We start from the raw sequence: 24,897 nt of genomic DNA, 5'->3' as shown, positions 1-24,897 counted from the left end.
TGCAGGAGCGGGCTTGCCCGCGATTAGGCCAGTGCCGACACTCTCGGCTTACGGCATTGTTTGCGGCTACAGTCTCGACGCAGGAAGCACCCTCGACCGCAAGAACGATCAAATCCTCACGGCGTTCATTTGCTAAGGTCGCCACTGCTTTCGAGGAGCGTCGTGATGCGCAACATTGAAAAAATCCTGTGGTACATCGAGTCGCAATTGGGATCGGACCTGGATCTCGGGCGTGTAGCCGACCATTTCAATCTGTCGCCCTTTGCATTGGCCCGCTTCTTTACCCTGACCACAGGCTGGCCTGTGATGCGCTACATCCGCGCCCGGCGCTTGACTCAGGCGGCCCGGGCCTTGCGCAGCGGCAAGCCGGATATCCTGCAAGTGGCGCTGGATGCCGGCTATAGCTCCCACGAAGCGTTCACGCGTGCATTCTGCGACCTGTTCGGGGTTTCGCCGAAGCAGGTTCGTGAACAGGAGCATGAAAACCTTCCCTTGGTAGAGCCTTTACGCATGAAAGAAATGAAGTTCACCGCACTGTCCGAGCCCCGCTTCGAAAGCCGGGCCGAGTTCATGATCGCGGGCATGGGCGGGCGTTTTACCTTCGACAGGAACGAAGGCATCGTGGGCTTGTGGCAAGCGTTCGATCCTTACATGGGACACGTGCCTGGCCAGGTCGGCGACTGGACCTATGGGCTATGCTGCAATCCCGCACAAGATGGTAGTTTCGAGTACATTGCCGGCATCGAGGTGTCCCGCATCGATGACCTTCCTCCAGCGTTCCGGCAATTCAGGGTTCCCAGGCGGGACTATGCCGTATTCCAGCACCAGGGCCATATCTCGATGATCCATCAGACGATCTTCACCATTTTCAATCAATGGTTGCCCGAGTCGGACTACAGGTTCGCCGACGCCCCTGAATTCGAACGCTACAGCCCTGACTTCGACCCATCACGGGAAATGGGCTACGTGGAGGTGTGGATACCGATTACGCGCCGCCAGTCCCCTGGCCTTGGACAGTGAGGGTCAACCCGCCAGCGCAGCTTCGATCGCCGCGATGTCGATCTTCCTCATGCCCATCATGGCGTCGAACGCACGCTTGGCCGCCGCTGGGTCGGGATGGGTTATCGCGGCCGTCAAAACGCGTGGCGTGATCTGCCACGATATCCCCCACTTGTCCTTGCACCAGCCGCATGCGCTTTCCTCGCCGCCGTTTCCGACAATCGCGTCCCACAAACGATCCGTTTCAGCCTGATCGTCCGTCGCGACCTGGAACGAGAATGCCTCGTTGTGCTTGAACAGCGGCCCGCCGTTCAGGCCGAGGCAAGGGATGCCCATCACCGTGAACTCGACAGTCAGGACATCGCCCTGCTTGCCTGAAGGAAAGTCGCCCGGCGCATGATGGACAGCCACCACCGCGCTGTCCGGGAACGTCTGGGCATAGAAAGTCGCCGCCTCCAACGCACTGCCGTCATACCAAAGACAAATCGTATTTTTACTGATCATCCGCTGGCTCTCCACAATTGGAACGGGTCCGTGAAGTGTAGCCGTGCAGATATCGCCAGCAGGCTGATTGCCCAATCCCCATAGGCAACAGCCTCGGACCCGCCAGGCCTGAGGCCTACCCCTGTCAAAAGCCCACGGTCGCCGAAAGCAGGTAGGTCCTGGGGGTGGACAGCGTCAGCCCTGGTTCGCTGTCATCCGAGGCACCTGCCGAGGCCCAGTAGCGCTCATCCAGCACGTTTTCGACGCTGGCGCGCAGGGTGAGGTCCTTGCCGTCGACCTTGAAGGCATAGCGGGCGCCGAGGTCGAAGCGCTCCCAGCCATCGATCTGCTTGCTGTTGGCCTGGTCCAGGTATTGCGAGCTGGAATGGATGCCGCGTGCGGTCAGGGTCAGCCCTGACACGGCCGGGACGTCCCACTCGGCGCCGAGATTGACGTTGTACTCGGGCGTTGCCGGAGCCCGGTTGCCGTCGAAGGTGCCACCGACGGTCCCGGTCAGTTCACTGTCGATGTACATCACCCCACCAAGCAGACGAAAGCCCTTGAGCGGCTCGCCGAACACACTCAGCTCGACGCCCTTGTTCTCCCGCTTGCCGTTCGGCCCGAACACCCGCGAGGTGGCGTTGGTCTCATAGGCCGGCTGCTTGATGCGGAAGGCGCTGGCAGTGAGGGCGAACGTGCCCAAGTCATACTTGGCGCCGACCTCGACCTGGCGACTGGTGAACGGTGGGAAGATCTGGTCCTCGTTGACCGAGGTCGACGGGGCGATCTTGCCTTGGCTCAGGCCTTCCATGTAGTTGGCATAGATCGACAACTGGTCGCTGACCTTGAACAGGATGCCACCCGATGGCGAGACCTTCTCCTCGTCGTAGGCCGTGTCGCCCTTGACGCCGTCGGTCCAGTCGTCGACCTTGACCCGCTGCCAGCGCGCCCCCAGGGTCAGGAGCAGGCGGTCATCGAAGAAGCCGAGGGTGTCGGACAGCGCCACGCCGGTGAAACGGTTCTCGGTATAGACCTTCGAATCCAGGCGCGTCGGCGTACCCGGCGTGGGCGTCGGCAACGGGTCGTAGAGGTTGCTGGGCGCCGCGGCATAGCGGGCGCCGCCGTTCTCGAAATCCATGTAGAAGTAACTGGCGGCCAGGTTCAGCTCATGGCTCACGGCGCCAGTGTCGAACCAGTTGCGCAGCCCTGCTGTGGCTGTCCTGACCGTCTCATCGCGGGTGAAGTCACGCGGCTGGACGCTGAAGTCGCCGGCGTCGTTGGTGATGGGCACATTATGCCGGAGGAAGTCGTGGTTGCTCTTGCGGGCACCGACCGCACCGTAAACCATGAGCGAATCGCTGACATCGAACTCGCCGTTCAACGCACCGAAGGTATCCCGGGTGCGGGCCTTGCTCCAGGCCTGGGCGTAGTTGCGACGGACATCGTCGGCATCCGGCACCTTGGCATCGGCACCCACCAGCACCCGCTCCTGCGGGGCATCGGTATCACGTTCGGTATGCCCGACATCCGCCGACAGCCGCACCCGCTCACCGCGAAAGTCCAGGCCCAGCACGGCCATCTCGCGGTCGACGCTCTGGTGGTCCCACTCAGTGTCGCCGGACTGCTTCACGCCGTTGAAGCGCAGGCCGAACTGGTTCTGCTCACCGAAACGACGACCGATATCCACGGCACCGCCAACCTGGCTGTCCGACGCGTAGCTGCCGGTGAACTCGGTGAGCGGCTTGTCGCCCGCACGTTTGGGCACCACGTTGATGCCACCGCCCACGCTGCCCCGCGGCGAGATGCCATTGATCAACTGGCCTGGGCCCTTGAGGATGTCCACGCGGTCGGCCATTTCCATGTCGATGGAATAGGTCGGCAGGATGCCGTAGAGGCCGTTATAGGACACATCGCTGTTGAACAGGCTGAGCCCGCGAATGGTGAACTGCTCGAAGCGCCCGCCGGCCGGGTTGGTCGCACGTACCGAAGGGTCGCTGGAAATCAGGTCGCCCAGGGTCCTCGCCTGCTGGTTCTTGACCGCCTCGCTGGTATAGGTGGTCATGCTGAACGGGGTTTCCATGAAGTCCCGCGAGCCAAGCAACCCTTGCGAGCCCCGGCGGGCGACCTGGCCACCGGCATAGCGCTCGCCGTCGGCGTTACTCCCGGCATGGGCGCCCAGGATGTTGGTCGGGGCAATTTCCAGCGCCTGCGAACCTTGTGGCACCGGGACCAGGGTGTAACTCCCCTCCCCAACCGGCTGCAGTTGCAGGCCGCTGCCCTGCAGCAAGCGCGCGAAGCCTTCCGCGACACTGTAGCTGCCAGACAGCCCGGCACTGCGCCGACCGCTGACCAGGGCCGGGTCCACCGAGACACTCACACCCGCCTGGCCGGCGAAGCGAGTCAGTGCCAAGCCCAGGTCACCGGCAGGCACCTCGTAGGTGCGTTGCTCTGTCTCGGCGACGGCCATCTGAGGCGACAACGGACCCAGGCCGAGCAGCAGGCTCAGGCACAGGGTCGGGCAGGAAATCGAAGACGCCAGGCGGGTCCGGTGGCGTGTCAGTGCGGGCATTGTCGGGCTCTCTCTAGGGTTCATTTGCCCTTCATGACAACCGAGCGGAGAAAAGGGGACAGGCTTTATGCAATTCTTTTCGCGTCATGGCCAGCCCCCTCTTGGCCCCTTCCGCTCGAAGCCTGTCGCTACGCCTGACGCCGTGCGCACAGCCACGCTCGAATAAGGGTCCTGCATATCTCAATGCTTGAGATCGACACGTACCACGTCGGCCGGCCCCGGGCACCTCAGGGTAGACTATCCTCCTCTTTTCCCGTCCTCCGGTGCCCCCCCATGAAAGTCGGCGTCATCTCCGATACCCACGGCCTGCTCCGCCCTGAAGCCCTGGCGGCCCTGGAGGGTTGCGAGCGGATCATCCACGCCGGCGACATCGGCAAAGCCGAGATACTCGATCAGTTGGCCGCCATCGCCCCGCTGCATGTGGTCCGCGGCAACAACGACCTGACCGCGCCTTGGGCCGAGGCCATCGCAGACCATCTTCGCTTCGACCTCGACGGCTGGCAGGCCCTGCTCGTGCATGACATCGCCGACGCTCCGGCGTTGCTCGATGAAAGCGTAAGGCTGGTGATCAGCGGGCACTCGCACAAGCCCCTGATCGAGTGGCGCGGCGAGCGCCTGTACCTGAATCCAGGCAGTGCCGGGCCACGCCGTTTCAAGCTGCCGGTGACGCTGGCGTTGCTGGAGGTCCGCCCCTCCCTGGTCGAGCCACGTCTTGTCTCTTTGCTGGAGTGAGCCCCTGCGAGTGAGCGGCAAAAAAAAGCCCCAAGTAGGTCATGGGGCGTTTTCAAACCCTGCAGGTTCGGACTATGGCAGCGGCTCGAACTTGAGCTCGCTCAGGTTCTGCACCTTGTCTTCGCGCACCATTTTGTATTCGGTGTCCGGGCCGATCCAGCGCTCCCAGATAGCGTCGATCTCCCCGGCTGCCTCCATGGCATAGAGGACCTCGTTGACCTTGGCCAGGAATGCCGGCTCGCCCTTGCGCATGCCCGCGCCGACGGGCTCCAGAGCCATAGGCTCCTTGGCGATGGCAAGCTCGACGCCACTGGCTTGGGCCTGCCCGACCAGTTTGATTGCAGTCATGGTGTTGGTGACCAAGCCGATGACCTTGTTCTGTTGCAGGGCCATGTAGGCCGAGCCGGTGTCCTGGAAGGTCACGGGCGTGGCCTCGGCCAGGCGGATGGACTGCTCGGAGGTGGAGCCCTTGGTCGAGCTGATGCGCTTGCCCTTGAAGAACGCTTTGGGCTGGTCGGCATTGGCAGCGCGCACCACCAGAGTTTCCTTGGCGATATAGTACGGGTCGCTGAACTGGATCTGGTCGGCGCGGCTCTTGGTGTAGGCCAGGTTGGCGAAGATCACGTCCACGCGGCCCATCTTCACTTCCGGGATTCGCGCCTCGACAGACAACGGTTTGAGCTCCAACGCCACGCCCATGTGCTTGGCCAGTGCAGTGCACAGATCGACGTCCATGCCAACCAGCTCCCGTGTCTTGGGGTCCGGTGCCGAGAACGGGGGCACGTCGGCATATACCCCGCAGCTCAGGCTTTGCCTGCTCATCACATCACTCAACTGATCAGCCTGGGCCAGCGGAACCGCCAGCGGGGAGAGCGCGAATACAGCCAACATACGTTTCAAGTTCATGGGATTGCTCCTGGATTCGTAGTGATTGAATCAATGACCGCGCGGCCTCAATGGCTGCGCAGGTCGGAAATGAAACGCTGGGCACGCGGATGTTCCGGTTGCTGGAAGAACGCCTCGGGCCGGGATTTCTCCAGGATCTGGCCAGCATCCATGAACCAGATGGTGTCGGCCACTTCCCGGGCGAAGTTCATCTCGTGGGTCACGCACATCATGGTCATGCCCTCCTTCGCCAGGCCCTTCATGACGTTGAGCACCTCCCCGACCATCTCCGGATCCAGGGCGCTGGTCGGCTCGTCGAACAACATCACCGGCGGCTCCATCGCCAAAGCCCGGGCAATGGCGACGCGCTGCTGCTGCCCACCCGACAGTTGGGCGGGATAAGCCCCAGCCTTGTGCGCCAGGCCGACGCGGTCCAGCAGTGCCATGGCCTGGGACTTGGCATCGGTGGACTTCAGGCCCCGCACCTTGGTCGGCGTCAGGATGATGTTGTCCAGCACCGACAGATGCGGAAACAGGTTGAAGCTCTGGAAGACGAACCCCACCCGGCTGCGCAAGCGGTTGACATTGGCATCCGTGCCGTTGACATCGTGGCCGTCGAAAAGAATCTGGCCTTCCTGGATATCCTCCAGTCGGTTGACCGTGCGGATCAGCGTGGACTTGCCGGAACCCGAAGGTCCGCACAGCACGACGACCTCGCCCCGCTTCACGTCGGCACTGATGTTGGTCAGCGCGTGGTAATCGCCATACCACTTGTTGACCTGGGAAAACATGATCATTGGATGCATGGGCGCGCCCTCAATTATCGGTTGTCAGAACAGGGCTCTTGCTCGCCGCGGGCAACGTACCGCCCAGGCGCTTGCGGGCAATACGGCGCTCGAGCGCGTTGGCCAGCCGGGTCAGGCCGTAGCACAGCACGTAGTAGGTGACCGCCAGGATGAAGAACACTTGAAAGGGCTTGGTCAGCAGTTGGTTGTTGACCTGGTTGGCGGCGAAGGTGATTTCCTGGACGTTGATCACATAGCCCAGAGACGTCTCCTTGATGATCGAGATGAACTGGCTGACCAGGCTCGGCAGCGAGTTGTAGAGCGCCTGCGGCAGGATCACCCAGAGGGTGGTGCGCACATAGCCCATGCCCAAAGCCCGCGATGCTTCGTACTGCCCAGGTGGCAGCGCCTGGATGCCGCCACGGATGATTTCGCACAGGTAGGCGCTCTGATAGAGCACCAGGGTGCAGAGCATGGTGGTGAAACCGGTGATGTTGTGGCCGATGACCAGAGGTACCAGGAAATAGGTCCAGAAGATCACCATCAGCAGCGGGATGCCACGCATCACATAGACCCAGACCGTGGCCGGATAACGCAGCCAGCGCCAAGGAGACACTCGGGCCAGCGACATCAACAGCCCCAGTGGGAACGCCAGCAGCAGGGCCAGGGCCGCGAGGATCAGGGTGGTCGCCAAACCGCCCAGGGGGCCATGGGGATACTGGCCGACCAGGAACAGCGTCCAGTTGTCACGCAGGATCGTGAAGATATCGAACATCGCCGCTTACCTCGCCATCGCTTTGTTGAAATGACGAGCCAGCAACGCGCCGAGCCCCATGAGCCCCAGTGAGAACCCCAGGTACACCACGGTGGCGACCAGGTAGGCCTCGAAGGTGCGGAAGGTGTAGTTCTCCACTTCCCGCGTGGCGTAGGTCAGCTCGACCACGCCAATGGCCATGACCAGGCTGGTGTTCTTGAACAGCAACACGCTGTGGTTGATCAGCGATGGCAGGCAGTTGCGCACCCCCTGGGGCAGGATCACGTAGCGCATCGAACGGATGTAGCCCAGGCCCAGCGCCCGCGAGGCCTCGGTCTGCCCTGCCGGGATCGCCCGCAGGCCACCGCGGATGTCTTCGCTGAAGTACGCGGCCTGGCACAACCCCAAGGCAATCAGGGAAAACAAAAACTCCGTACTGTAGTTGGCGAGCCAAAGCTGGGTGGACTCGGACAGCAGGGTCGGGATGCCGAAGTACCACAGCATCAGCTGCACCAGGGTCGGCACGTTACGGTGGTAAGACACATACGCAGCCACCGCATGCTCGGCATAGCGGTTGCCGGTCAAGCGAACCGACACCAGCACGAAGGCCAGCGCCATGGCCAGGCACCAGGCGAAGAACGCCAGTTGCAGCGTCATTCCAATGCCCTTCAGGATCAGCTCGGCATACTCGCCTTGCAGGATCGCGGAAAGATCGAAGTCAATCGTCATGGTCAGGTTCCAGTGACATTCGGCCAAGGGCAGGAGCAAGGCGCCAGGCTGGCTAGCGCAGGTAACACGTGACGGCTTGGGCCGTTCTGCTAATAGGGGACGGCTGCGGCCGTGCCTTCAGTGTTCGCCTGGACGTGCCGTGGACAGTCCGCCTGGAACCTGCAAGGTCGGGGTGATTTCCATATGGCCGACATTCACTGCCACCGGCGCGGCGATCGCAAAAGCGATAGCGTCGGCGATATCCCTGGCTTGCGGCAGTTCGAATCCATCGAGGAAGCGCTTGCGCACCGCTTCGGAGTCCCCGTGCACATGGGCGAAGATATCGGTGGCCACACGGCCCGGGCAGATCTCGGTAACGCGCACGCGCTTGCCGAAAGCGTCCACGCGCAATTGCTTGGAGAGCATGCTCACGGCGGCCTTGGTAGCGTGATAGGTTGCGTTGCCGCCAAAGTTATAGGCGCCGGCGATGGAGCTGATGTTGACGATATGCCCGCGATCACGCTCGACCATGCCCGGCAAGGCCAGGCGGGCAATGTGCAGCACCGCCCGCAGGTTCACATCGACCAGCAGGTCGATGCCTTCGGCATCAGCCTTGAGCAACGAGCCTGGGCGGTCGACACCTGCGTTGTTGACGACCACGTCGAAAGGTTGCGACTGGAACAATGCGCTCAGCCCGGCCAGGTCGGTCACGTCGATGGCATGGGCGATGCAGCCGGTGCGTTCGGCCAGCTCGGCCAGTTTGTCGGCGCTGCGCGCCAGTGCGTGAACCTCCAGGCCCTCGGCACACAAACGCTCGACGACGGCGGCACCAATACCGGAGGAGGCACCGGTGACCAGTGCGGTTTTGTAATCGGAAAAGGGCATGACGTGTTCCTCTGATTCAACTTCGATCGCCTGCCGCAGCCGGCGAAAATGGCCTTTCACTGGACTGTAACCAGTGAGGTCCCAGGCGACAAAGACGCAATGGTTGTGTCGCAATAAGGTTCGCTTATGACCTCAACAGCCGGGATATCGGAGTAATCACCCCACCCTGGCGTTCGATGCTTTCGCGGATGCCCCGGGCAAAGTCGACCGCGCCCGGTGTGTCGCCATGCAGCAGGATCGAGCGCGCGTTGACCGCCACCCGCCTGCCGGTGATGGTGGTCACCGTGCCGTCCTGGAGCAATTGAGCGATACGCGCCATCACCTGCTGGTGATCCTTGATCACCGCGCCCGGCGTACCGCGTGGCACCAGCAGGCAATCATCGTCATAGGCGCGGTCGGCCAGGAAGGTGGTGGCGACACGCAGGCCGCACTTGTCGGCTGCGCGCTCGATGGCCTGGCTGGTCGACGAGCTGATGATGATGCCGGGGTCGAAACGGGCCACGGCCCGCACCAGCGGGCCAGCCAGCTGCTCATCGGCCGCGACCATGTTGCCCAGGGCGCCATGAAAGCTCATGTGGCTGACCCAGTGGCCGGCCGCCGCCGCGATGCCGCTGAGGGCGCCCAGCTGGTAGATCACCATGCAGCACAATTCGTCGATGTCGATGTTCATCCTCCGCCGGCCGAACCCCTGCAGGTCAGGGAAGCCGACATGCGCGCCGACATCGACCCCCCGGGCCCCGGCATTGCGCACGGTGGCATCCATGATCCGTGGATCGCCAGCATGGAAACCACAGGCCACGTTGGCCGAGGAAACCAGCGTCATCAACGCTTCGTCCTCTCCCATTTTCCAGGGGCCGAAGCCCTCGCCCAAGTCGGCGTTCAAATCAATCTTCACAGTGAAACTCCTCAAGCTCGATCAATGCCTGGCCATAACCAACGGCTTGCCCATCGGCCACCAGCACCTGACGCACCCTGCCTGCCAGGTTGCTGCGCACCGGCAGGAACAGCATGCCGACCCGCAGCACTCCGACCAGTTGCCCCTGGCTCAGCACATCGCCGCCTTGCACATAGGGCGCTGCCTCATCTGGATGAGTAGCGAAGAACAGCCCTGGGCCGCTGGCTGTCACGCTGGCCCGTGAAGGTTCGCTGGCGCCTTCGTGCGCTGGCGCGACCACAGGCGAGCTGCTACCCCGCGCCACTTGGACAGCACGCCTGAGCAGCAACGTCTCGTCGCCGCGCTTCAACTCCAGGGCGCTCAACCCGGCCGCGCCGAGCCAGACCGCCAACTGGCGGACCTCGTCAATCTTCATCACGGATGTCCTCAACTGCGCAGCGCCAGCTGCTGGCGGGTGCGTTCGATGAATGCCTGGTTGGCCTGCAGTGCTTCCAGTGCCTCGGCATAAGTGCAGGCAACAAAGCGTACCTTGCTGCCGATGGCCGCCTGGCCCAGTCGCCAGAGATCCGCCTCGATCACCGTCGCGAACTTCGGATAGCCGCCGCTGGGCTGCGCGTCACGCATCTGCACGATGGGCTGGCCACCGTGGGGCACCTGGATCACACCGGGCACGATGCCGTGGGAACGGACCTCAAACGGCTGCTCCGGCAACAGCGGCGTGCCTTCCATGCGATAGCCGTAGCGGTTGCTCTGCGTGGTGATCTTCCATTCGCCGGCGAAGAACCTGTCCCTCGCCTGGGCGCTGAAGCACTCGAACTCCGCCGCGGGCAGTACCCGGATCGCCGGTAGCTCATCCAGCGTCAGCGGTAAAGCACTCAGGGCCGACTCGGCCCCCATGTCGGCCGCCTGGCCATGGCCCAGCCGCCCAGCGGGAATGATGTCGCCACACACCAGGGTGCGCCCCTGCCAACCACCGAAGCCGCCGCGCAACTGTGTACTGCGCGACCCCAGCACCAGCGGCACATCGACGCCACCGGCGAGGCACAAGTAGGCACGGCTGCCCCTGCTGGGATAGTTCAATGCCAGCACTTGCCCCTTGCGTGCGTGGGTGGCCCAGTTGGGTGGCAGGCGCTGCCCATCGAGACGCGCGCCGCACTCGGCCCCGGTGATCGCGAAGGTACAGTCCTCGACAAAGCGCACCTCGAACGGGAACAACGGAATCTCGATAGCCGCCGCGCCAAGGTCGTTGCCCAACAGCAGGTTGCCCAACTGCAGGGACAACGTGTCCATCGCGCCGGAAGTGCCCACGCCATAACCCAGGCTGCCATGGCGCCCCAGATCCTGCACGGTGGCCAGCGCGGCAGCGTTGATGATCTCGATCATCGGATGATCCTCTCGATACGCAAACGCAGTTGGTCGCCCGGCTGCAGGACTGCCGGCGGGTTGCGCTCGGCGTCGAAGAACACCATCGAAGTCCGGCCGATGGTGTTCCAGCCGCTGGGGCCGGCCGATGCGGAGATGCCGGTCTGCACACCGCCGATGGACACGGCGCCGGCGCCGATGTCGAGCACCGGCACCTTGCGCCGTGGCGTAGCCAGGCGCGGGTCCATGCCACCGAGGTAGCAGTAGCCCGGATGGCTGCCCAGGGCGTAGACCGGGTAAAGCGGCTCGCAATGCAGGTTGGCGATGGTTTCGATATCCAGGCCGGTGTGAGCGACGACATCGGCCATATGCGGACCGGCGTCGCCACCATAGACCACCGGCAACTCGACGATCCGCCCTTCCAGCGGCAGCGGCTGGCAGTGCTCCCAGCCCTCGAGCAATTGGCTGCTCAGTCCGGCGATGTCGCGCGGTGGCGTGCGGAATGTCAGCATGAGGTTGTTCATCCCCGGTACCGCTTCGTGCACCGCCGGCCAGTTCTGCGCCAAGCGGGCCAACTCCCAGATGCGCTGCTGCGTGGCCAGCGCCAAAGCCCCGGGCGCCTCGAACAGCAGCGCGGTGGTGCCCAACAGGCTGATATGCGGTGTCATTGGCAAGCCCTCTGTTGCAACCAGCGTTCAAGATGGTGAATGTCCACGCCGCCCTCGCGGAATGCCGGGTCGTCAAGAATCTCGCGGTGCAAGGCGATGTTGGTGGAGATACCGCCGACGGCCATCTCGCCCAAGGCCAGGCGCATGCGCGCCAGGGCCTCGTCGCGGGTCGCCCCCAGGGTGATGACCTTGGCGATCATCGAGTCGTAGTACGGCGGCACCCGGTAGCCCTGGCTGACATGGGAGTCGACGCGCACACCAAAGCCGCCAGGCAACTGCCAGTCCGTGACCAGGCCGGGCGTCGGCATGAAGGTCAGAGGGTCCTCCGCATTGATCCGGCACTCCAGCGCATGCCCAGCCGTACGTATGTCGGCCTGGGTCAGGCCAAGGCGCTCGCCAAGGGCCATGCGGATCTGCTGCTGGACGATATCGATGCCCGTGGTCATTTCCGTCACCGGGTGCTCGACCTGCAGGCGGGTGTTCATTTCGATGAAGAAAAAGGCATCGTCCTCGAACAGGAACTCGAAGGTGCCAACACCGCGATAGCCGATCTGCTGGCACGCCTCGGCGCAGCGCTCACCGACCTGGGCGATCAATCCCGGATCGATGCCAGGCGCTGGCGCCTCCTCGAGCACCTTCTGGTGCCGGCGCTGCATCGAACAATCCCTCGCACCCAGCCACACGGCGTTGCCATAGGCATCGCAAAGCACCTGGATCTCCACATGGCGCGGCTTGCCAAGGAACTTCTCGATGTACAGTTCAGGGTTGCCGAACGCCCGGCGTGCTTCCTCACGGGTCATGGCGATGGCGTCGGGCAACTGCGCGGCATCCTGCACCACGCGCATGCCGCGCCCACCACCGCCGCCGGCGGCCTTGACGATCACCGGGTAACCAATGTCCTCGGCAATCGCCAGAACCGCCCGCGGGTCTGCCGGCAGACCCGCATCCGGGCCAGGCACACAGGGCACTCCGGCCAGGCGCATGGCCCGCTTGGCGGCGACCTTGTCGCCCATGGTGCGGATGCACTCGGCACTGGGACCGATGAAAGTCATTCCGGCATTCTCGATGCGCTCGGCGAATGCGGCGTTCTCGGAGAGAAATCCATAGCCGGGATGAATGGCCTGCGCCCCGCTCACCCGCGCGGCGTCCAGCACCGCCACCTGGTTCAGGTAACTCTGCCCAGGCGTCTCCGGGCCAATGCACAGCGCTTGATCGGCCAATTGCACATACCGGGCGTCACGGTCCGCCTCGGAGTAGACCGCGACGGTCTTGAGCCCAAGGCCCTTGCAAGCTCGCTGAATACGCAAGGCGATCTCGCCACGGTTGGCGATCAGTACTTTGTCGAACATGGAAATCCCCTGACCTGAGACTGGATGAACGTCATGGCGCGCTCACCCCACGCGTACCAACACCTGGCCAACCTCGACCTCGGTGCCACCGGCCACCAAGATCGCCTCGACCACGCCATCGGCCTGAGCCTTGAGCGGATGAAACATCTTCATCGCCTCGATCACTGCCAAGGTCTGCCCCTGGGTGACCTGCGCGCCGACTTCGATGAACGCCGGCTGATCCGGAGCGGGGGTAAAGTGCACGATGCCGTGCAATGGCGCCTTGGACTCGTAGCCGCTCGTGGCAGCAACCGGCTGCGACGCGGCAACGGCAGCGGCCGGCTTGGCGACCGGCAGGCTTTCAGCCGGTACGGCCACGGCTTCGCCGTGCTCGCGCAGCAGACGCAATTGCGTGCCCTCTTCGTTCAAGCTCAGTTCGGCCAGGTCGGACTCGGCCATCAGGTCGATCAATGCTTTGATGCGTTCAAGTTTCATGCACAGGCCCTTGCCGGTAATAACGATTGGCTGTGGGCAATGTAACGAGCGGTTTTCGGGGCGGCCAAGACGGTTTGGCTGTGGGGTAATAAGGTGTCCTTATGACCCCTCGCCCCCCTCTGCGGGGCGGTCCGAGCGCATTTGTGCGACCAGCTCCAGCAGGATCGCCTTGACCGCCTGGGCGGGCACCGACAATGGCAGGTGGCCCGACAAGCACAACGCCAGCGGAGCCTCGATGTCCGGCTCGACAATGCGGCTCAGGTACAGGCCATGCGCCTGGGCCAACACGCGGGCCGCTGACTCCGGGAGGATCGTCGAGCCGAAATGGTCGGCCACCGCGGCAGCCAAGGTGGTGGAGGACTCGATTTCCGCCAGTACCTGGGCGCTCGCTTCGATCCGCAGGAAGGCGTCATCGACCAACCGACGCATGGTGTTGTATGGACGCGGCAAGAGCAGTGCATACGACGCCACCTCCTCCAGGGCAATCTGCTCACGCCCATGCAGCGACGCTTCGGCGCTGACCAGGTAGAGCGGCTCGCGCATCAGGTGCACGAAGCTCAGGCCGTGGACCTCTCGGCCGCCATAGAGCACCGCCATGTCCATGCGACCGCTCATGATCAGTTCGCTAAGGGTGGTGCCGAAATTCTCGTTGAGGTACAGCAGAATGCCTGGATGCTTCTCCCGCACACGCTTGAGCAATGGCAACGACAGCGTCGAGGCCGCCGTGCCAGGTGCCAGGCCTACCGAAACCGGCCCGCACAGCGCATGCCCGCTGGCATTGACATCGCTCTGCGCCTGCTCGCATTGGCGCAGGATCACTTGGGCGTGCCCGTACAACACCTTGCCGGCTTCGGTCGGCGTCACGCCGCGCTTGGTACGGATCAGCAGTTGCTGCTGCATCTCGGATTCCAGGGTACTCAGTTGCTGGCTCAACGCGGGCTGGGCGATGTGCAGCACATCGGCAGCCTGGGTCAGGCTGCCAATGTCGACGATCTTGACGAAATACTTGAGGCGGCGAAGGTTCACGATGGGAGCTCTGCACAGATGGACACCTTCACCTCAGCAATACGCGGGCCAATCCGGCGGAGGCCTCCCTGCGCCAGCCATAAGCAACGCGTATGGCCCCTGCCCGACTTGGCCAGGGCCCTGCCTTGAAGACCAGGCAGGCAAGGCCGCACCAAGCTGGTGCAAAGCACGATCCGGGCCAGCCATAAGCACTTCCTATCAAACCAGAACGAACTTGTCTTATGGCCCCTCTGCGCCCGCGCCGTAACGTAGCCCTCGTCAAGGCCATAACCGAGGACTTCTCCCGTGACCGCATCCCGCATCGCTGCCCGCGTGCTCCGCATCAAACCCTCTCCCAGCAGCGCAGCCGCCGACCGCGCCAACGAGTTGCGCCGCGCCGGCCAGTCGATCATCAACCTGGTCGTCGGCGAGCCGGACTTCGATACCCCGGCGCACATTCGCCAGGCCGCCTGCCAAGCCATCGAGAACGGTGAGACGCGCTACACGCTCAATGCCGGTACGGCAGCCTTGCGCGATGCCATCGTGGCCAAGCTCGAACGTGAGAACGGCCTGCGCTATCCAGCCAACCAAGTGGTGGTGACCAGCGGCGCCAAGGCGGCGATCTTCAACGCCCTGGCCGCGACCCTGGGTGTCGATGACGAGGTCTTGATCCCGGCACCGTACTGGGTCTCCTACCCCGACATGGTGCTGGCCTGCGACGGCCGCCCGGTGACCCTGCCCTGCCCGGAAGAGCAGCAGTTCAAGCTGACCGCCGAGCAATTGCGCGCCGCGATCACCCCACGCACCCGCTGGCTGCTGCTCAACTCACCGAGCAACCCGACCGGTGCCACCTACAGCGCCGCTGAGTGGCGGGCACTGGCCGATGTGCTGCTGGAGCATCCCGAGGTGCTGGTGATGACCGACGATATCTACGAGCACATCCGCTACGACGAACGCCCGCTCAGCCACCTGCTGACGGTCGAGCCTGCACTGCGCGACCGGGTACTGGTCATCAACGGCGTGTCCAAGACCTACGCCATGACCGGCTGGCGCATAGGCTATGCCGCAGGCCCCGCCGACATCATCAAGGCCATGGCCACCTTGCAGTCGCAGTCCACCAGCAATGCCTGCTCGGTCAGCCAGGCCGCCGCCGTGGCTGCGCTGGAAGGCGACCAGAGCTTCGTCGCCCAAAGCGTCAAGGTCTATCAGCAGCGCCGGGACCGTTGCCTTGAGCTGATCAACGCCATCGACGGGCTGAGCTGCCTCAAGCCTGACGGCGCCTTCTACCTGTACGTCAACTGCGCCGCCCTGTTGGGCAAGCGCACGCCACAGGGCAAGCTGCTGGAGGCCGACACCGATGTGGTGCTGTACCTGCTCGAAAGCCAGGGCGTCGCCGTGGTGGCCGGCACCGCCTATGGCTTGGCGCCGTTCTTCCGGATGTCCACCGCCACCACCATCGAAACCCTCGAAAGCGGTTGCGCACGGATCGCCGCGGCCGTGGCCGAACTGCGCTGAGGGCCCGGATGTGACGATGTCGATCCAGCCTTCGATGACCTTCAGGCAGGCGCTGCTGGCGATGCTCGGTGTATCGCTGGTACTGATGCTGTCGGCGCTCGACCAGACCGTAATCGGCAACGCCTTGCCGAGCATCGTCAGCGAACTGCAGGGTTTCGACCTGTATGCCTGGGTCGCCACCGGCTACCTGCTCGCCTCCATCGTCACCATCCCGATCTTCGGCCGCCTGGGCGACTACTATGGGCGCAAGCCGTTCGTCCTGGCCGCTACCGTGGTCTTTACCCTGGCCTCGCTGGTCTGCGCCCTGACCGACAGCATGCTGGTGCTGGTCATTGGCCGCATCCTGCAGGGTGTCGGCGGCGGCATGCTGATCGGCACGGCCTTCGCCTGTGTGCCCGAACTCTTTCCCGATACGCGCCAGCGCCTGCGCTGGCAGGTTCTGCTCAGCGCCATGTTCAGCGTGGTCAATGCCATCGGCCCAGGCCTGGGTGGCTACCTCACCGGCGAATTCGGCTGGCGTTCGGTGTTCTGGCTGAACATCCCCCTGGGGGCGCTGGCACTGTTCTTCGCCTGGCGCTTCCTGCCCTGGTACCGGCCGTCATCGGCCGGTGCAATCAACCTGGACTGGGTCGGTGCGGTACTGATCGTCTTGGTGTTGGGTAGCCTGCAACTGTTGGTCGAGCGGCTGGAGCAGGCCGACCTGATGCTGTGCTCGGTTCTCGGCGCCCTGTTCTGCACCGCCCTCACCGTCCTCTGGCGCTGGGAGCGCCGCTGCCATCATGCCCTGCTGCCACGGGTGCTGTTCACCGACACGCGCATCAGGTTGCTGTTCGTCCTGTCGCTGCTGGCTGGTGCCATCCTGTTCACGTTGCTGTTCTACCTGCCCCTACTGCTGCAGGGCAGCTACGGCTACTCGCCCCAGGATGCCGGGCTGTTGATCACACCGCTGGCCTTGAGCATCACCCTGGGTGCGATCATCAATGGCCGCATCGTCACCCGCATGGCCAACCCCAACCTGTTGCCGTTCGCCGGTTTCTGCACGCTGCTGCTGGCGTGCCTGGGGCTCGCCTGGGTCGGCCTGTCGGCCAGCTTCGCGGTGCTGCTGGGGTTGATCCTCCTGGCCGGCCTTGGGCTCGGCTTCATCCTGCTCAACCTCACGGTATTTACCCAGACCCTGGCCGCGCACCAGTTCCTCGGCATCGCCACCGCTCTCACCCAATCCTTGCGCCTGGTCGGCGGGCTCCTCGGCACCGCTGTCATGGCGGTGTTGGTCAAGCTGCTCTATGCCACCCATCTGCGCAGCAGCCTGGCCGCCGCTGGCGAGAGCGAGGCATTCGCCCGCCTTTGCGATCCCCAAGTGCTGCTGCAACACGGGCCTGGCGCTGCCCAGGACCCTCTGTTCCTGCTGGCCCGAACGGCCCTCGCGCAATCGATCGGGGCCGGGCTGCTTGCCTGCGCCGCTCTCGGCGTGCTGGCGCTGTTCGTCCTGTACCGCCTGCCGCCGGTGACGCTGCCGCGGGTCCGGCCCACCGCTGCTCCTGAAAAACAAGAATCTTGACTGCCGCCCTTTCACTGCCTCTCACAACACTTAACGACAGAGGATAAACACGATGGAGCGTTTTGATCGCGCCCCCATGCTGGCAACGGGCCTTTGCGGACTGCTCATCGCACAGCAGGGCCATGCTGCAGGCTTCCTGGAGGACACCGAGGCCAACATACTTGCCCGTAACTTCTTCAGTAACGCCGACAACCGCAGTGGCAGCGAGGCCCCGAACTACACCCAGGAATGGGGCCAGGGTTTCATGCTCAATGTGCAATCGGGCTTTACCCAGGGCACGGTCGGCTTCGGTGTGGACCTGCTCGGTCAGTGGGGCATCCGCCTGGATTCGGGCAAAGGCCGCCACTACAACCCGCAAAGCACCGCGTTCAACGGCAACGTGTTCCCTACCGACAGCGATGGCCGCGCGGTCGATGAGTTCTCCAGCCTGGGGGGCACGCTGAAGGCACGTTTCGCCAAGACAGAACTACGCTATGGCACCCTGGTACCAGCATTGCCCGTGGTGATGTCGACCGACCGCATGCTGCAACAGACCTTCCGCGGCGGTCAGATCCAATCGAAGGACCTGGACGGTTTTACCTTCACTGCCGGCCAGTTGGAACACGTCATGGGCCGCGGCTCGACCAACCAGATGGGCATGTCGATCCCGGGTGCCAACAATCCACTGACCGGCAAGTTCGTCAATAAATTCTATTACGCCGGCGTCGACTACCAAGCGACCGACAACCTGACCCTGCAGTACTACTACGGCAACCTCCAGGACTTCTACAAACAGCACTTCCTAGGCCTGAAGCACGATATGAAGCTGGGGGCCGGTACCCTGCGTACCGATCTGCGCCACTTCGACAACCACTCCGACGGCGCCAACGGCCACGACAGCGACTACTACACCGTGGGTTACTACGGCAACGGCGTGACCAAAGGCAAGGTCGACAGCCGTCTCTCCAGCGCCCAGTTCACCTACCAGCTCTACGGCCATACCTTCGCCGCAGGCTACCAGGTCGTCAGCGGCGACAGCGATGCCGTGTGGCTGAACCAGGGCGACGGCTCCACCGCCTACTTCATGACCGAGTCGATGATCGGCAAATTCCAACGTGCCGGCGAACGCACCTGGCAAGTACGCTACGGCTACAACTTCGCCAGTGTTGGGATACCAGGCTTGACCTTGCTCGGCATGTACGAAAGTGGTTCCAACATCAAGGCGGTCGAAGGTGACAAGAAGGAGTGGGAACGCAACGTCACGCTCGGCTATACCGTGCAATCGGGCCCGGCGAAGGACCTGAACATACAACTTCGCCACGCACAGTTGCGGTCGACCGTCGGCAATCAGCGCGACGCAGACGAGCACCGGATCCTGATCAACTACCCGATCAACCTCCTGTAGCGCCACCATGGCAGCGGCTGGACAGGCCGCTGCGCCTCCCCAGTCGCTGCCCCCCTGTGCCTCCCCTCGCCTGCGCCATGTCCTGGCGCCTCGAACCTATGACCTGCCGTCATACCCCCTTGAAATCTTCTCCCTACTGCCCGCTTTCACCCCGGTGATACAACTCTTCGCGACTGGCCCCGGCCAGCAGGCTCGCCCAACAACAACAAAGAGCGTCGCGCCATGTCCGCACTTCCCTTGTCCGCCTCTGTTCCTTGCATGACACCCGCCAACCGCCTTGCCGCGCGGTCGCGACGGGTTGCCACGTTGTTGCGCTGAGCACCTGATTCCTGCCGTGGGTAGCCTGTGCTGCCCAGGGTTCGTTCATCTCGTCTATCGCTTGAGGTTTTCCATGAAGCAGCTCGCTCTGTACATCGGTGAAGGTTTCGAAGGGCCCGGTGTGAACGCCGCGCATATCAACATCATGATGGGGCCGCGCAACGGCCCTGCCGGGCAGGCGTTCGCCAACAGCCTGGCGTCGCCCAGCCAAGGCCATTGCCCATTCATGGTGATCGCCCAGCCGAACGTGCCGGTCAAACCCATGACCCTGTACGTGAACAAGGCCGAGATCAACGGCGACCTGCACGCCAACGCCACCTGGGGCGCGTCCCAGGCCGGCATCGCCAAGGCGGTGACCGAGGCGCTGCTGGATGGCACCCTGCCGGCCGAGGCGGAGGATGAGTGGGCCATCGTCACCGCGAACTGGGTCAACCCGGGCTGCGATGACCTCGATGCGGTCTACCTGAACAACTACAACGCCTGCCGCACAGCGATCCGCGCCGCGCTGCTGGGCTTGCCGGAACGCGCCCAACTGGCCGATGCACTCAACCAGATCGGCAACCCCTTCTACACCCCGAAAGCCTGAGGAGAGCGCCATGCAATACATCCGTCTGGGTAACTCCGGCCTGCAGGTGTCCAAGCTCTGCCTCGGCACCATGAACATGGGCACCCCCGAGTGGAAACCATGGATCTTCGACGAGGCGGCCAGCGAACCGATCGTGCGCCATGCGCTGGACAAGGGGGTGAACTTCATCGACCTGGCCGACTTCTATTCCGCCGGGGTCGGCGAGGAAGTGGTCGGGCGCATCCTCAAGCGCCTGGTGCGCCGCGAAGACATCGTGGTCACCACCAAGGTGGGCTACGGCACGCGTGCCGGCATCAACGCCAGCGGTCACTCGCGCAAGCACATCCTCGACAGTATCGATGCCTCGCTCAAGCGCCTGGGCATGGAGTACGTCGACCTCTACATGCTGCATTTCTACGACATCAACACCCCAGTGGAAGAAGTGATGGGGGCGCTGAACGATATCGTGCGTGCTGGCAAGGCACGCTACATCGGCGTCTCGACCATGCTCACCGGGCAGTTGGCGAAGATCCTCCTGGCTTGTGAACGCAATGGCTGGGTCAAGCCGATCAACATGCAGCTGCAGCTCAACTGCGCGTACCGGGAAGAAGAGCGCGAGATGATCCCGTTCTGCCGCGACCAGGGCCTGGGCGTCTCGGTGTTCAGCCCCCTGGCCCGAGGCCTGCTGACCGGCGACGCGCAATCCACACGCAACCAGACCGACTTCTTCACCCAGCAGATGTACGGCGACGAAGTCTCGTTCGAGATCGCCCGCTCGGTGCAGCGCGTTGCCCGCCGTCATGGCGTGTCCAACGCCCAGGTCGCCCAGGCCTGGGTGCTGAATCACCCAGGCGTGGACTGCATGCTGGTGGGAGCCGACACGACCGAGCAGTTCGACAGCGCCTTGGCCGCGTTGCAGATGCGCCTGGACGAGGAGGACCTGTACGAACTGGAACGCAACTACACACCTTGCGACCTGATCAACGACTACACCGCCGGCAAGCGCATCCTGCGCGTGGCGCGCCCACTGCACGAGACATTCGCGATCAAGGAGGCCGTGGCATGAACGCACTGTTGAAAGCAGGCCACTACATCGATGGCCAGTGGCTCACCGCCGGCGCCACCTACAGCGTGCTCAACCCGGCCACTGGCGAGTCGATCGCCCAGGTGCCACGCGCCGGGGCCGAAGAAACCAACGCCGCCATCGCCGCCGCCGAACGAGCGCTGCCGGCCTGGCGTGGCAAGCTGGCCAAGGAGCGCGCCGTCATCCTGCGGCGCTGGGCCGAGCTGATGCTCGCCCGCCAGGACGAACTGGCCACCCTGCTCAGCAGCGAGCAAGGCAAGCCGCTCGCCGAAGCCAAGGGTGAAGTCGCCTATGCCGCCAGCTTCCTCGAATGGTTCGCCGAGGAAGCCCGGCGGGTCTACGGCGATGTCATCCCCTCGCCCAAGGCCGATGCCCGGGTGCTGGTGACCAAGGAACCGGTGGGCGTGGTGGCGGCGATCACGCCGTGGAACTTCCCCCTGGCGATGGTCACGCGCAAGGTCGGCCCGGCCCTGGCCGCCGGCTGCACGTTGATTCTCAAGCCCTCGGAAGAAACCCCGCTCTCGGCCTTCGCCCTGGCGCTGCTGGCCGAGCAGGCTGGCGTGCCAGCCGGCGTGTTCAACATCGTCTCCGGCGACGCCGTGGCTATCGGCGGCGCGCTACAGGCATCGCCCGTGGTGCGCAAACTGTCCTTCACTGGCTCCACCCGTACCGGCAAGTTGCTGATGCGCCAGGCCGCCGACACGCTGAAGAAGGTGTCGCTGGAGCTCGGTGGCAATGCCCCTTTCATCGTCTTCGACGACGCTGACCTGGATGCCGCCGTGCGTGGGGCCATGGCCTCCAAGTTCCGCAACACCGGCCAAACCTGCGTCTGCGTGAACCGTTTCTACGTCCAGGACAGTGTCTACGACGCCTTCACCCACAAGCTGGCCGAGGCCGTACGCGCCCTGCGCGTGGGCAATGCCCTGCAAGGCGAAACCGAACAGGGGCCGCTGATCAACGAAGCGGCGCTGGCCAAGGTCGAGCAGCATGTCGGCGATGCCCTGGAGCAAGACGCCCACCTGCTCTGCGGCGGCCGACGCCACGCCCTGGGCGGAACCTTCTACGAGCCGACTGTGCTCACCGAAGCGCAGCCCGGGATGCTGATCGCCAGCGAAGAAACCTTTGGCCCGGTGGCCGCCTGTTTTCGCTTCAAGGACGAAGCCGAAGTGCTGCGCCTGGCCAACGACACGCCGTATGGGCTGTCGGCGTACTTCTACAGCCGCGACATCGGCCGTATCTGGCGGGTGGCCGAGGGCCTGGAAGCCGGCATCGTCGGCATCAACGAGGGGATCATCTCCACCGAGGTGGCGCCCTTCGGCGGTATCAAGGCCTCGGGCATGGGCCGCGAAGGCTCGCGCTACGGTCTGGATGACTACCTCGAAATCAAGTACGTGCTGATGGGCGGCCTGTCGGCCTGACCCGCACCCGGCAGTACCCCGCCGCGTCCCGTTCAAGGGCGCGGCGGGCCCGCAATGCTCAGACCAACAAGAACAACGAGGAGTCAACATGACGGGACAGACAGTCAAGATCGATGACCTGCCGATCGGCCGGTTCCATATCAAGATCGCCGGCCTCACCTTCGGCGCTCACTTCACCGATGGCTACATCCTTGGCCTGATCGGCATCGCCTTCACCCTGATCAATCCGCAGATGCAACTGACCCCCTTCTGGCAGGGCCTGATCGGCGCCTCGGCGTTGCTTGGGTTGTTTGTCGGCAGCCTGTTCTTCGGCTGGATTTCCGACCGCCTGGGGCGGCAGAAGATCTTCCTGATCAGCTTCGTGCTCATCACCCTGGCCTCGGTCATGCAGTTCTTCGTCGAGAGCGCCCTGCAATTGTTTCTCTGCCGGGTCTTGATCGGCATCGGCCTGGGCGGTGACTTCAGCGTCGGCCACGCCATGCTCGCCGAGTTCTCGCCGCGCAAGCAGCGTGGCGTGCTGCTCGGCTCGTTCAGCGTGATCTGGACTTTCGGCTACGTGGCCGCGACGTTCGTCGGCACAGCCCTGCTGCCCCTGGGCGATGACGCCTGGCGCTGGATGCTGGCCTCGTCGGCGATACCGGCGGCGCTGATCCTGATCGCCCGCATCGGCACGCCAGAATCACCGCGCTGGCTGGTGCACCAGGGCCGCGTCGAGGAAGCCCGCGCCATCGTACGCAAGCACCTGGGCGCTCACGTGGTGCTCGACGACGAGATCGCCAGGCCTGGGCAGGCTGGCTTCAGTGCGCTGTTCAGCCGCGAATACCGCAAGCGCACGGCGTTCAACTGCCTGTTCTTCATCTGCATCGTCATGCCTTACTTCGCCATCTACACCTTTCTGCCGGCGATCCTGCAGAAGATGGGCCTGGCCGAGGGCTTCGGCACCGAGATGATGCTCAACGCCCTGCTGATCGTCGGGGCCTTGCTGGGCATCTGGTGCACGGTGCGCTTCAGCCGCAGGGGCTTTCTCATCAACAGCTTCCTGATCCTGTCGGCGGCGCTGTTCCTGCTGGTCCTGGTGCCCGGCAGCATGGCCTGGGCGATGGTCGCGCTGTTCGGCCTGTTCACCCTGGTGCTATCGGCGGTGAGCAACCTGGTGGGGGTCTACCCGGCGGAGAGCTTCCCGACCGAGGTCCGCGCCAGTGGCATCGGCCTGGCCACGGCCGCCAGCCGCCTCGGCTCGGCGGTGAGTACCTTTCTGCTTCCGGTCAGTGTGGCCGACATCGGCTTGAACCCGACCATGGCGATCCTCGCCGGGATCCTGCTGTTCGGCGCGTTGGTGTCGATGGCCTGGGCTCCAGAAACCAAGAGCCTGTCGCTGGCCGATGCGTGCCGGGGAGATGGCAGTACGCCGCAAGATAAAGAGCTGAGCAAGGTGGCGGCGGCCTGATTATTGGGGCCGCTTTGCCAGAGACAGGGCCGACTCGGGCCTAAGGGTTGCTCACCAGCGCCAGCCATTCCTGAAAGCGCTGCACCTTCGACAGGCCGCGCTTGTCCGGCGGGATGTCCAGCCAGTAGCCATAAGGGCCGATCACTTCCACCGGGGTGATCGGCAGCAGGCTGCCGCTGGCCAGTTCGCGCTCGATCATCTGCCGGTCGATCACCGCCAGGCCGCCGCCGGCAAGTGCAGTGTGGATCACCTGGTCAAGGGTGCTGAATTCGATGCCGCTGTCGGCATCGACGTCGGCGCGCCCGGTCGCGGCCAGCCAGTTCTCCCACACCCGCAGGCGCCGTCCTTCGTGGAGGATGTGCAACAGCGGGTGAGCGTTCAGGCAGGGCTCGCGGCCATTCTCGAACAACTCCGGGCTGGCTACGGCGATGTGCCGCTCCATGACCAGCAACTGGCGGCTGCCTGAAGGCTCGCCTTCGCGGCTGAACAGGATGCGGCAGTCCAGTTCACCAGGGTGTTCGTCGTCACGCTGGCTGGTGACGCTGAGGCTGATGTCTGGGTAGCGTTGCATGAAGGTGCGCAGGCGCGGCGACAGCCAGCGGGTGGCCCAGGTCGGTGGCGCGAGGATACGCAGGCGCTGGCGCAGGTTGGGCACGCGCACCGCTTGCAGGGCGCGCTCGATCTGGTCGAAGGCCTCCCCCAAATGCGGCGCCAGGGCGTTGCCCGCCTCGGTCAGCGCCAACCCACGCGGGCCGCGCACGAACAGGATGACACCCAGGTAATCCTCCAACTGCTTGATCTGCCGGCTGACCGCGCCCTGGGTGACGCTCAGGGCATCGGCGGCGCGGTTGAAGCTGCGGTGGCGGGCGACTTCTTCGAAAACCTTGAGCATGTTCAGCGGCGGCAGGGTACGCATGGCATGGAGTCATAGTTCGTTGTTTTTGTAGGACGATTCTACAGCGTGACCGCTCCCAACAAACATGCGTTTTTCTCGGGTTACTGCTGCGTATTGGTCGTTTGTGCCCTGGTGCGATCGTTGGATAGGGTCGCCCGGC

24 protein-coding genes are annotated in these 24,897 nt (G+C 64.1%); 9 read left to right on the top strand and 15 right to left on the bottom strand.

Going from position 1 to position 24,897, the window contains the following annotated elements:
- The first annotated feature begins 165 nt into the window (after positions 1-165).
- A complete protein-coding gene (locus tag ACYU03_RS10490; RefSeq protein WP_461890420.1) occupies positions 166-1,020 on the top strand; it encodes an AraC family transcriptional regulator in 855 nt (284 codons plus the stop codon).
- Between the two features lie 3 nt (positions 1,021-1,023).
- Here ACYU03_RS10490 and ACYU03_RS10485 read toward each other — a convergent pair whose 3' ends face one another.
- Both ACYU03_RS10485 and ACYU03_RS10480 read right to left on the bottom strand, forming a co-directional pair.
- Entirely contained in the window at positions 1,024-1,503 is a 480-nt protein-coding gene (locus ACYU03_RS10485; RefSeq protein ID WP_461890418.1) for a VOC family protein, read from the bottom strand.
- 124 nt (positions 1,504-1,627) lie between these two features.
- Positions 1,628-4,051, bottom strand: coding sequence for a TonB-dependent siderophore receptor (locus tag ACYU03_RS10480; RefSeq protein ID WP_461890416.1), 2,424 nt, complete (start codon positions 4,049-4,051; stop codon positions 1,628-1,630).
- A 273-nt stretch (positions 4,052-4,324) separates the two neighbouring features.
- Between ACYU03_RS10480 and ACYU03_RS10475 the strand changes: the two genes are divergently transcribed.
- The gene (locus ACYU03_RS10475) at positions 4,325-4,783 is read left to right on the top strand and encodes a metallophosphoesterase family protein (protein ID WP_461890414.1); all 459 of its coding nucleotides are present in this window, start codon (positions 4,325-4,327) and stop codon (positions 4,781-4,783) included.
- 72 nt (positions 4,784-4,855) lie between these two features.
- Here ACYU03_RS10475 and ACYU03_RS10470 read toward each other — a convergent pair whose 3' ends face one another.
- The 12 genes from ACYU03_RS10470 to nac form a co-directional block, all read right to left on the bottom strand.
- Entirely contained in the window at positions 4,856-5,689 is an 834-nt protein-coding gene (locus tag ACYU03_RS10470; RefSeq protein WP_461890412.1) for an ABC transporter substrate-binding protein, read from the bottom strand.
- Positions 5,690-5,736: 47 nt separating this feature from the next.
- Complete coding sequence (locus ACYU03_RS10465; protein ID WP_461891439.1) at positions 5,737-6,465, bottom strand: amino acid ABC transporter ATP-binding protein; 729 nt, start codon at positions 6,463-6,465, stop codon at positions 5,737-5,739.
- Positions 6,466-6,484: 19 nt separating this feature from the next.
- Positions 6,485-7,228, bottom strand: coding sequence for an amino acid ABC transporter permease (locus tag ACYU03_RS10460; RefSeq protein WP_461890410.1), 744 nt, complete (start codon positions 7,226-7,228; stop codon positions 6,485-6,487).
- A 6-nt stretch (positions 7,229-7,234) separates the two neighbouring features.
- Positions 7,235-7,936, bottom strand: coding sequence for an amino acid ABC transporter permease (locus tag ACYU03_RS10455; protein ID WP_461890408.1), 702 nt, complete (start codon positions 7,934-7,936; stop codon positions 7,235-7,237).
- 117 nt (positions 7,937-8,053) lie between these two features.
- The gene (locus tag ACYU03_RS10450; protein ID WP_461890406.1) at positions 8,054-8,800 is read right to left on the bottom strand and encodes an SDR family oxidoreductase; all 747 of its coding nucleotides are present in this window, start codon (positions 8,798-8,800) and stop codon (positions 8,054-8,056) included.
- A gap of 124 nt (positions 8,801-8,924) precedes the next feature.
- Positions 8,925-9,695: a LamB/YcsF family protein gene (locus ACYU03_RS10445; protein WP_461890404.1), complete on the bottom strand. Its 771-nt coding sequence runs from the start codon at positions 9,693-9,695 to the stop codon at positions 8,925-8,927.
- Positions 9,685-10,110, bottom strand: coding sequence for an acetyl-CoA carboxylase biotin carboxyl carrier protein (locus ACYU03_RS10440; protein ID WP_461890402.1), 426 nt, complete (start codon positions 10,108-10,110; stop codon positions 9,685-9,687). The genes ACYU03_RS10445 and ACYU03_RS10440 overlap by 11 nt, the downstream gene beginning before the upstream one ends.
- Before the next feature lie 11 nt (positions 10,111-10,121).
- The gene (locus ACYU03_RS10435; protein ID WP_461890400.1) at positions 10,122-11,078 is read right to left on the bottom strand and encodes a 5-oxoprolinase subunit C family protein; all 957 of its coding nucleotides are present in this window, start codon (positions 11,076-11,078) and stop codon (positions 10,122-10,124) included.
- On the bottom strand, positions 11,075-11,725 hold the full coding sequence (gene pxpB, locus ACYU03_RS10430) for a 5-oxoprolinase subunit PxpB (protein WP_461890398.1): 651 nt from the start codon (positions 11,723-11,725) through the stop codon (positions 11,075-11,077). Before pxpB ends, ACYU03_RS10435 begins: the two co-directional genes overlap by 4 nt.
- Positions 11,722-13,074: an acetyl-CoA carboxylase biotin carboxylase subunit gene (gene accC / locus ACYU03_RS10425; RefSeq protein ID WP_461890396.1), complete on the bottom strand. Its 1,353-nt coding sequence runs from the start codon at positions 13,072-13,074 to the stop codon at positions 11,722-11,724. Before accC ends, pxpB begins: the two co-directional genes overlap by 4 nt.
- A gap of 42 nt (positions 13,075-13,116) precedes the next feature.
- On the bottom strand, positions 13,117-13,548 hold the full coding sequence (locus ACYU03_RS10420) for an acetyl-CoA carboxylase biotin carboxyl carrier protein (RefSeq protein WP_461890394.1): 432 nt from the start codon (positions 13,546-13,548) through the stop codon (positions 13,117-13,119).
- 99 nt (positions 13,549-13,647) lie between these two features.
- The gene (nac, locus tag ACYU03_RS10415) at positions 13,648-14,574 is read right to left on the bottom strand and encodes a nitrogen assimilation transcriptional regulator NAC (RefSeq protein WP_461890392.1); all 927 of its coding nucleotides are present in this window, start codon (positions 14,572-14,574) and stop codon (positions 13,648-13,650) included.
- Positions 14,575-14,859: 285 nt separating this feature from the next.
- Between nac and ACYU03_RS10410 the strand changes: the two genes are divergently transcribed.
- The 7 genes from ACYU03_RS10410 to ACYU03_RS10380 all read left to right on the top strand — a co-directional run bounded on the left by ACYU03_RS10410 (position 14,860) and on the right by ACYU03_RS10380 (position 23,842).
- On the top strand, positions 14,860-16,068 hold the full coding sequence (locus ACYU03_RS10410) for an aspartate transaminase (RefSeq protein WP_461890390.1): 1,209 nt from the start codon (positions 14,860-14,862) through the stop codon (positions 16,066-16,068).
- Between the two features lie 16 nt (positions 16,069-16,084).
- On the top strand, positions 16,085-17,626 hold the full coding sequence (locus ACYU03_RS10405; protein WP_461890388.1) for an MFS transporter: 1,542 nt from the start codon (positions 16,085-16,087) through the stop codon (positions 17,624-17,626).
- A 52-nt stretch (positions 17,627-17,678) separates the two neighbouring features.
- A complete protein-coding gene (locus ACYU03_RS10400; protein ID WP_461890386.1) occupies positions 17,679-19,010 on the top strand; it encodes an OprD family porin in 1,332 nt (443 codons plus the stop codon).
- 391 nt (positions 19,011-19,401) lie between these two features.
- Positions 19,402-19,914 (top strand): formaldehyde-activating enzyme, encoded by a 513-nt coding sequence (gene fae, locus ACYU03_RS10395; protein ID WP_461890384.1) that lies wholly within the window; start codon positions 19,402-19,404, stop codon positions 19,912-19,914.
- Between the two features lie 10 nt (positions 19,915-19,924).
- Entirely contained in the window at positions 19,925-20,959 is a 1,035-nt protein-coding gene (locus ACYU03_RS10390; protein ID WP_461890382.1) for an aldo/keto reductase, read from the top strand.
- Positions 20,956-22,395: an NAD-dependent succinate-semialdehyde dehydrogenase gene (locus tag ACYU03_RS10385; protein WP_461890380.1), complete on the top strand. Its 1,440-nt coding sequence runs from the start codon at positions 20,956-20,958 to the stop codon at positions 22,393-22,395. The genes ACYU03_RS10390 and ACYU03_RS10385 overlap by 4 nt, the downstream gene beginning before the upstream one ends.
- Positions 22,396-22,483: 88 nt before the next feature.
- Positions 22,484-23,842, top strand: a complete 1,359-nt coding sequence (locus ACYU03_RS10380) for an MFS transporter (protein ID WP_461890378.1) — start codon at positions 22,484-22,486, stop codon at positions 23,840-23,842.
- 40 nt (positions 23,843-23,882) lie between these two features.
- Here ACYU03_RS10380 and ACYU03_RS10375 read toward each other — a convergent pair whose 3' ends face one another.
- Positions 23,883-24,758 (bottom strand): LysR substrate-binding domain-containing protein, encoded by an 876-nt coding sequence (locus ACYU03_RS10375; protein WP_461890376.1) that lies wholly within the window; start codon positions 24,756-24,758, stop codon positions 23,883-23,885.
- Positions 24,759-24,897: the final 139 nt, after the last annotated feature.

The organism is Pseudomonas sp. X10 (genome assembly GCF_054889225.1).
The sequence above is the reverse complement of the archived record's forward strand: the minus strand, read 5'-3'. Positions and strand labels throughout refer to the sequence as shown.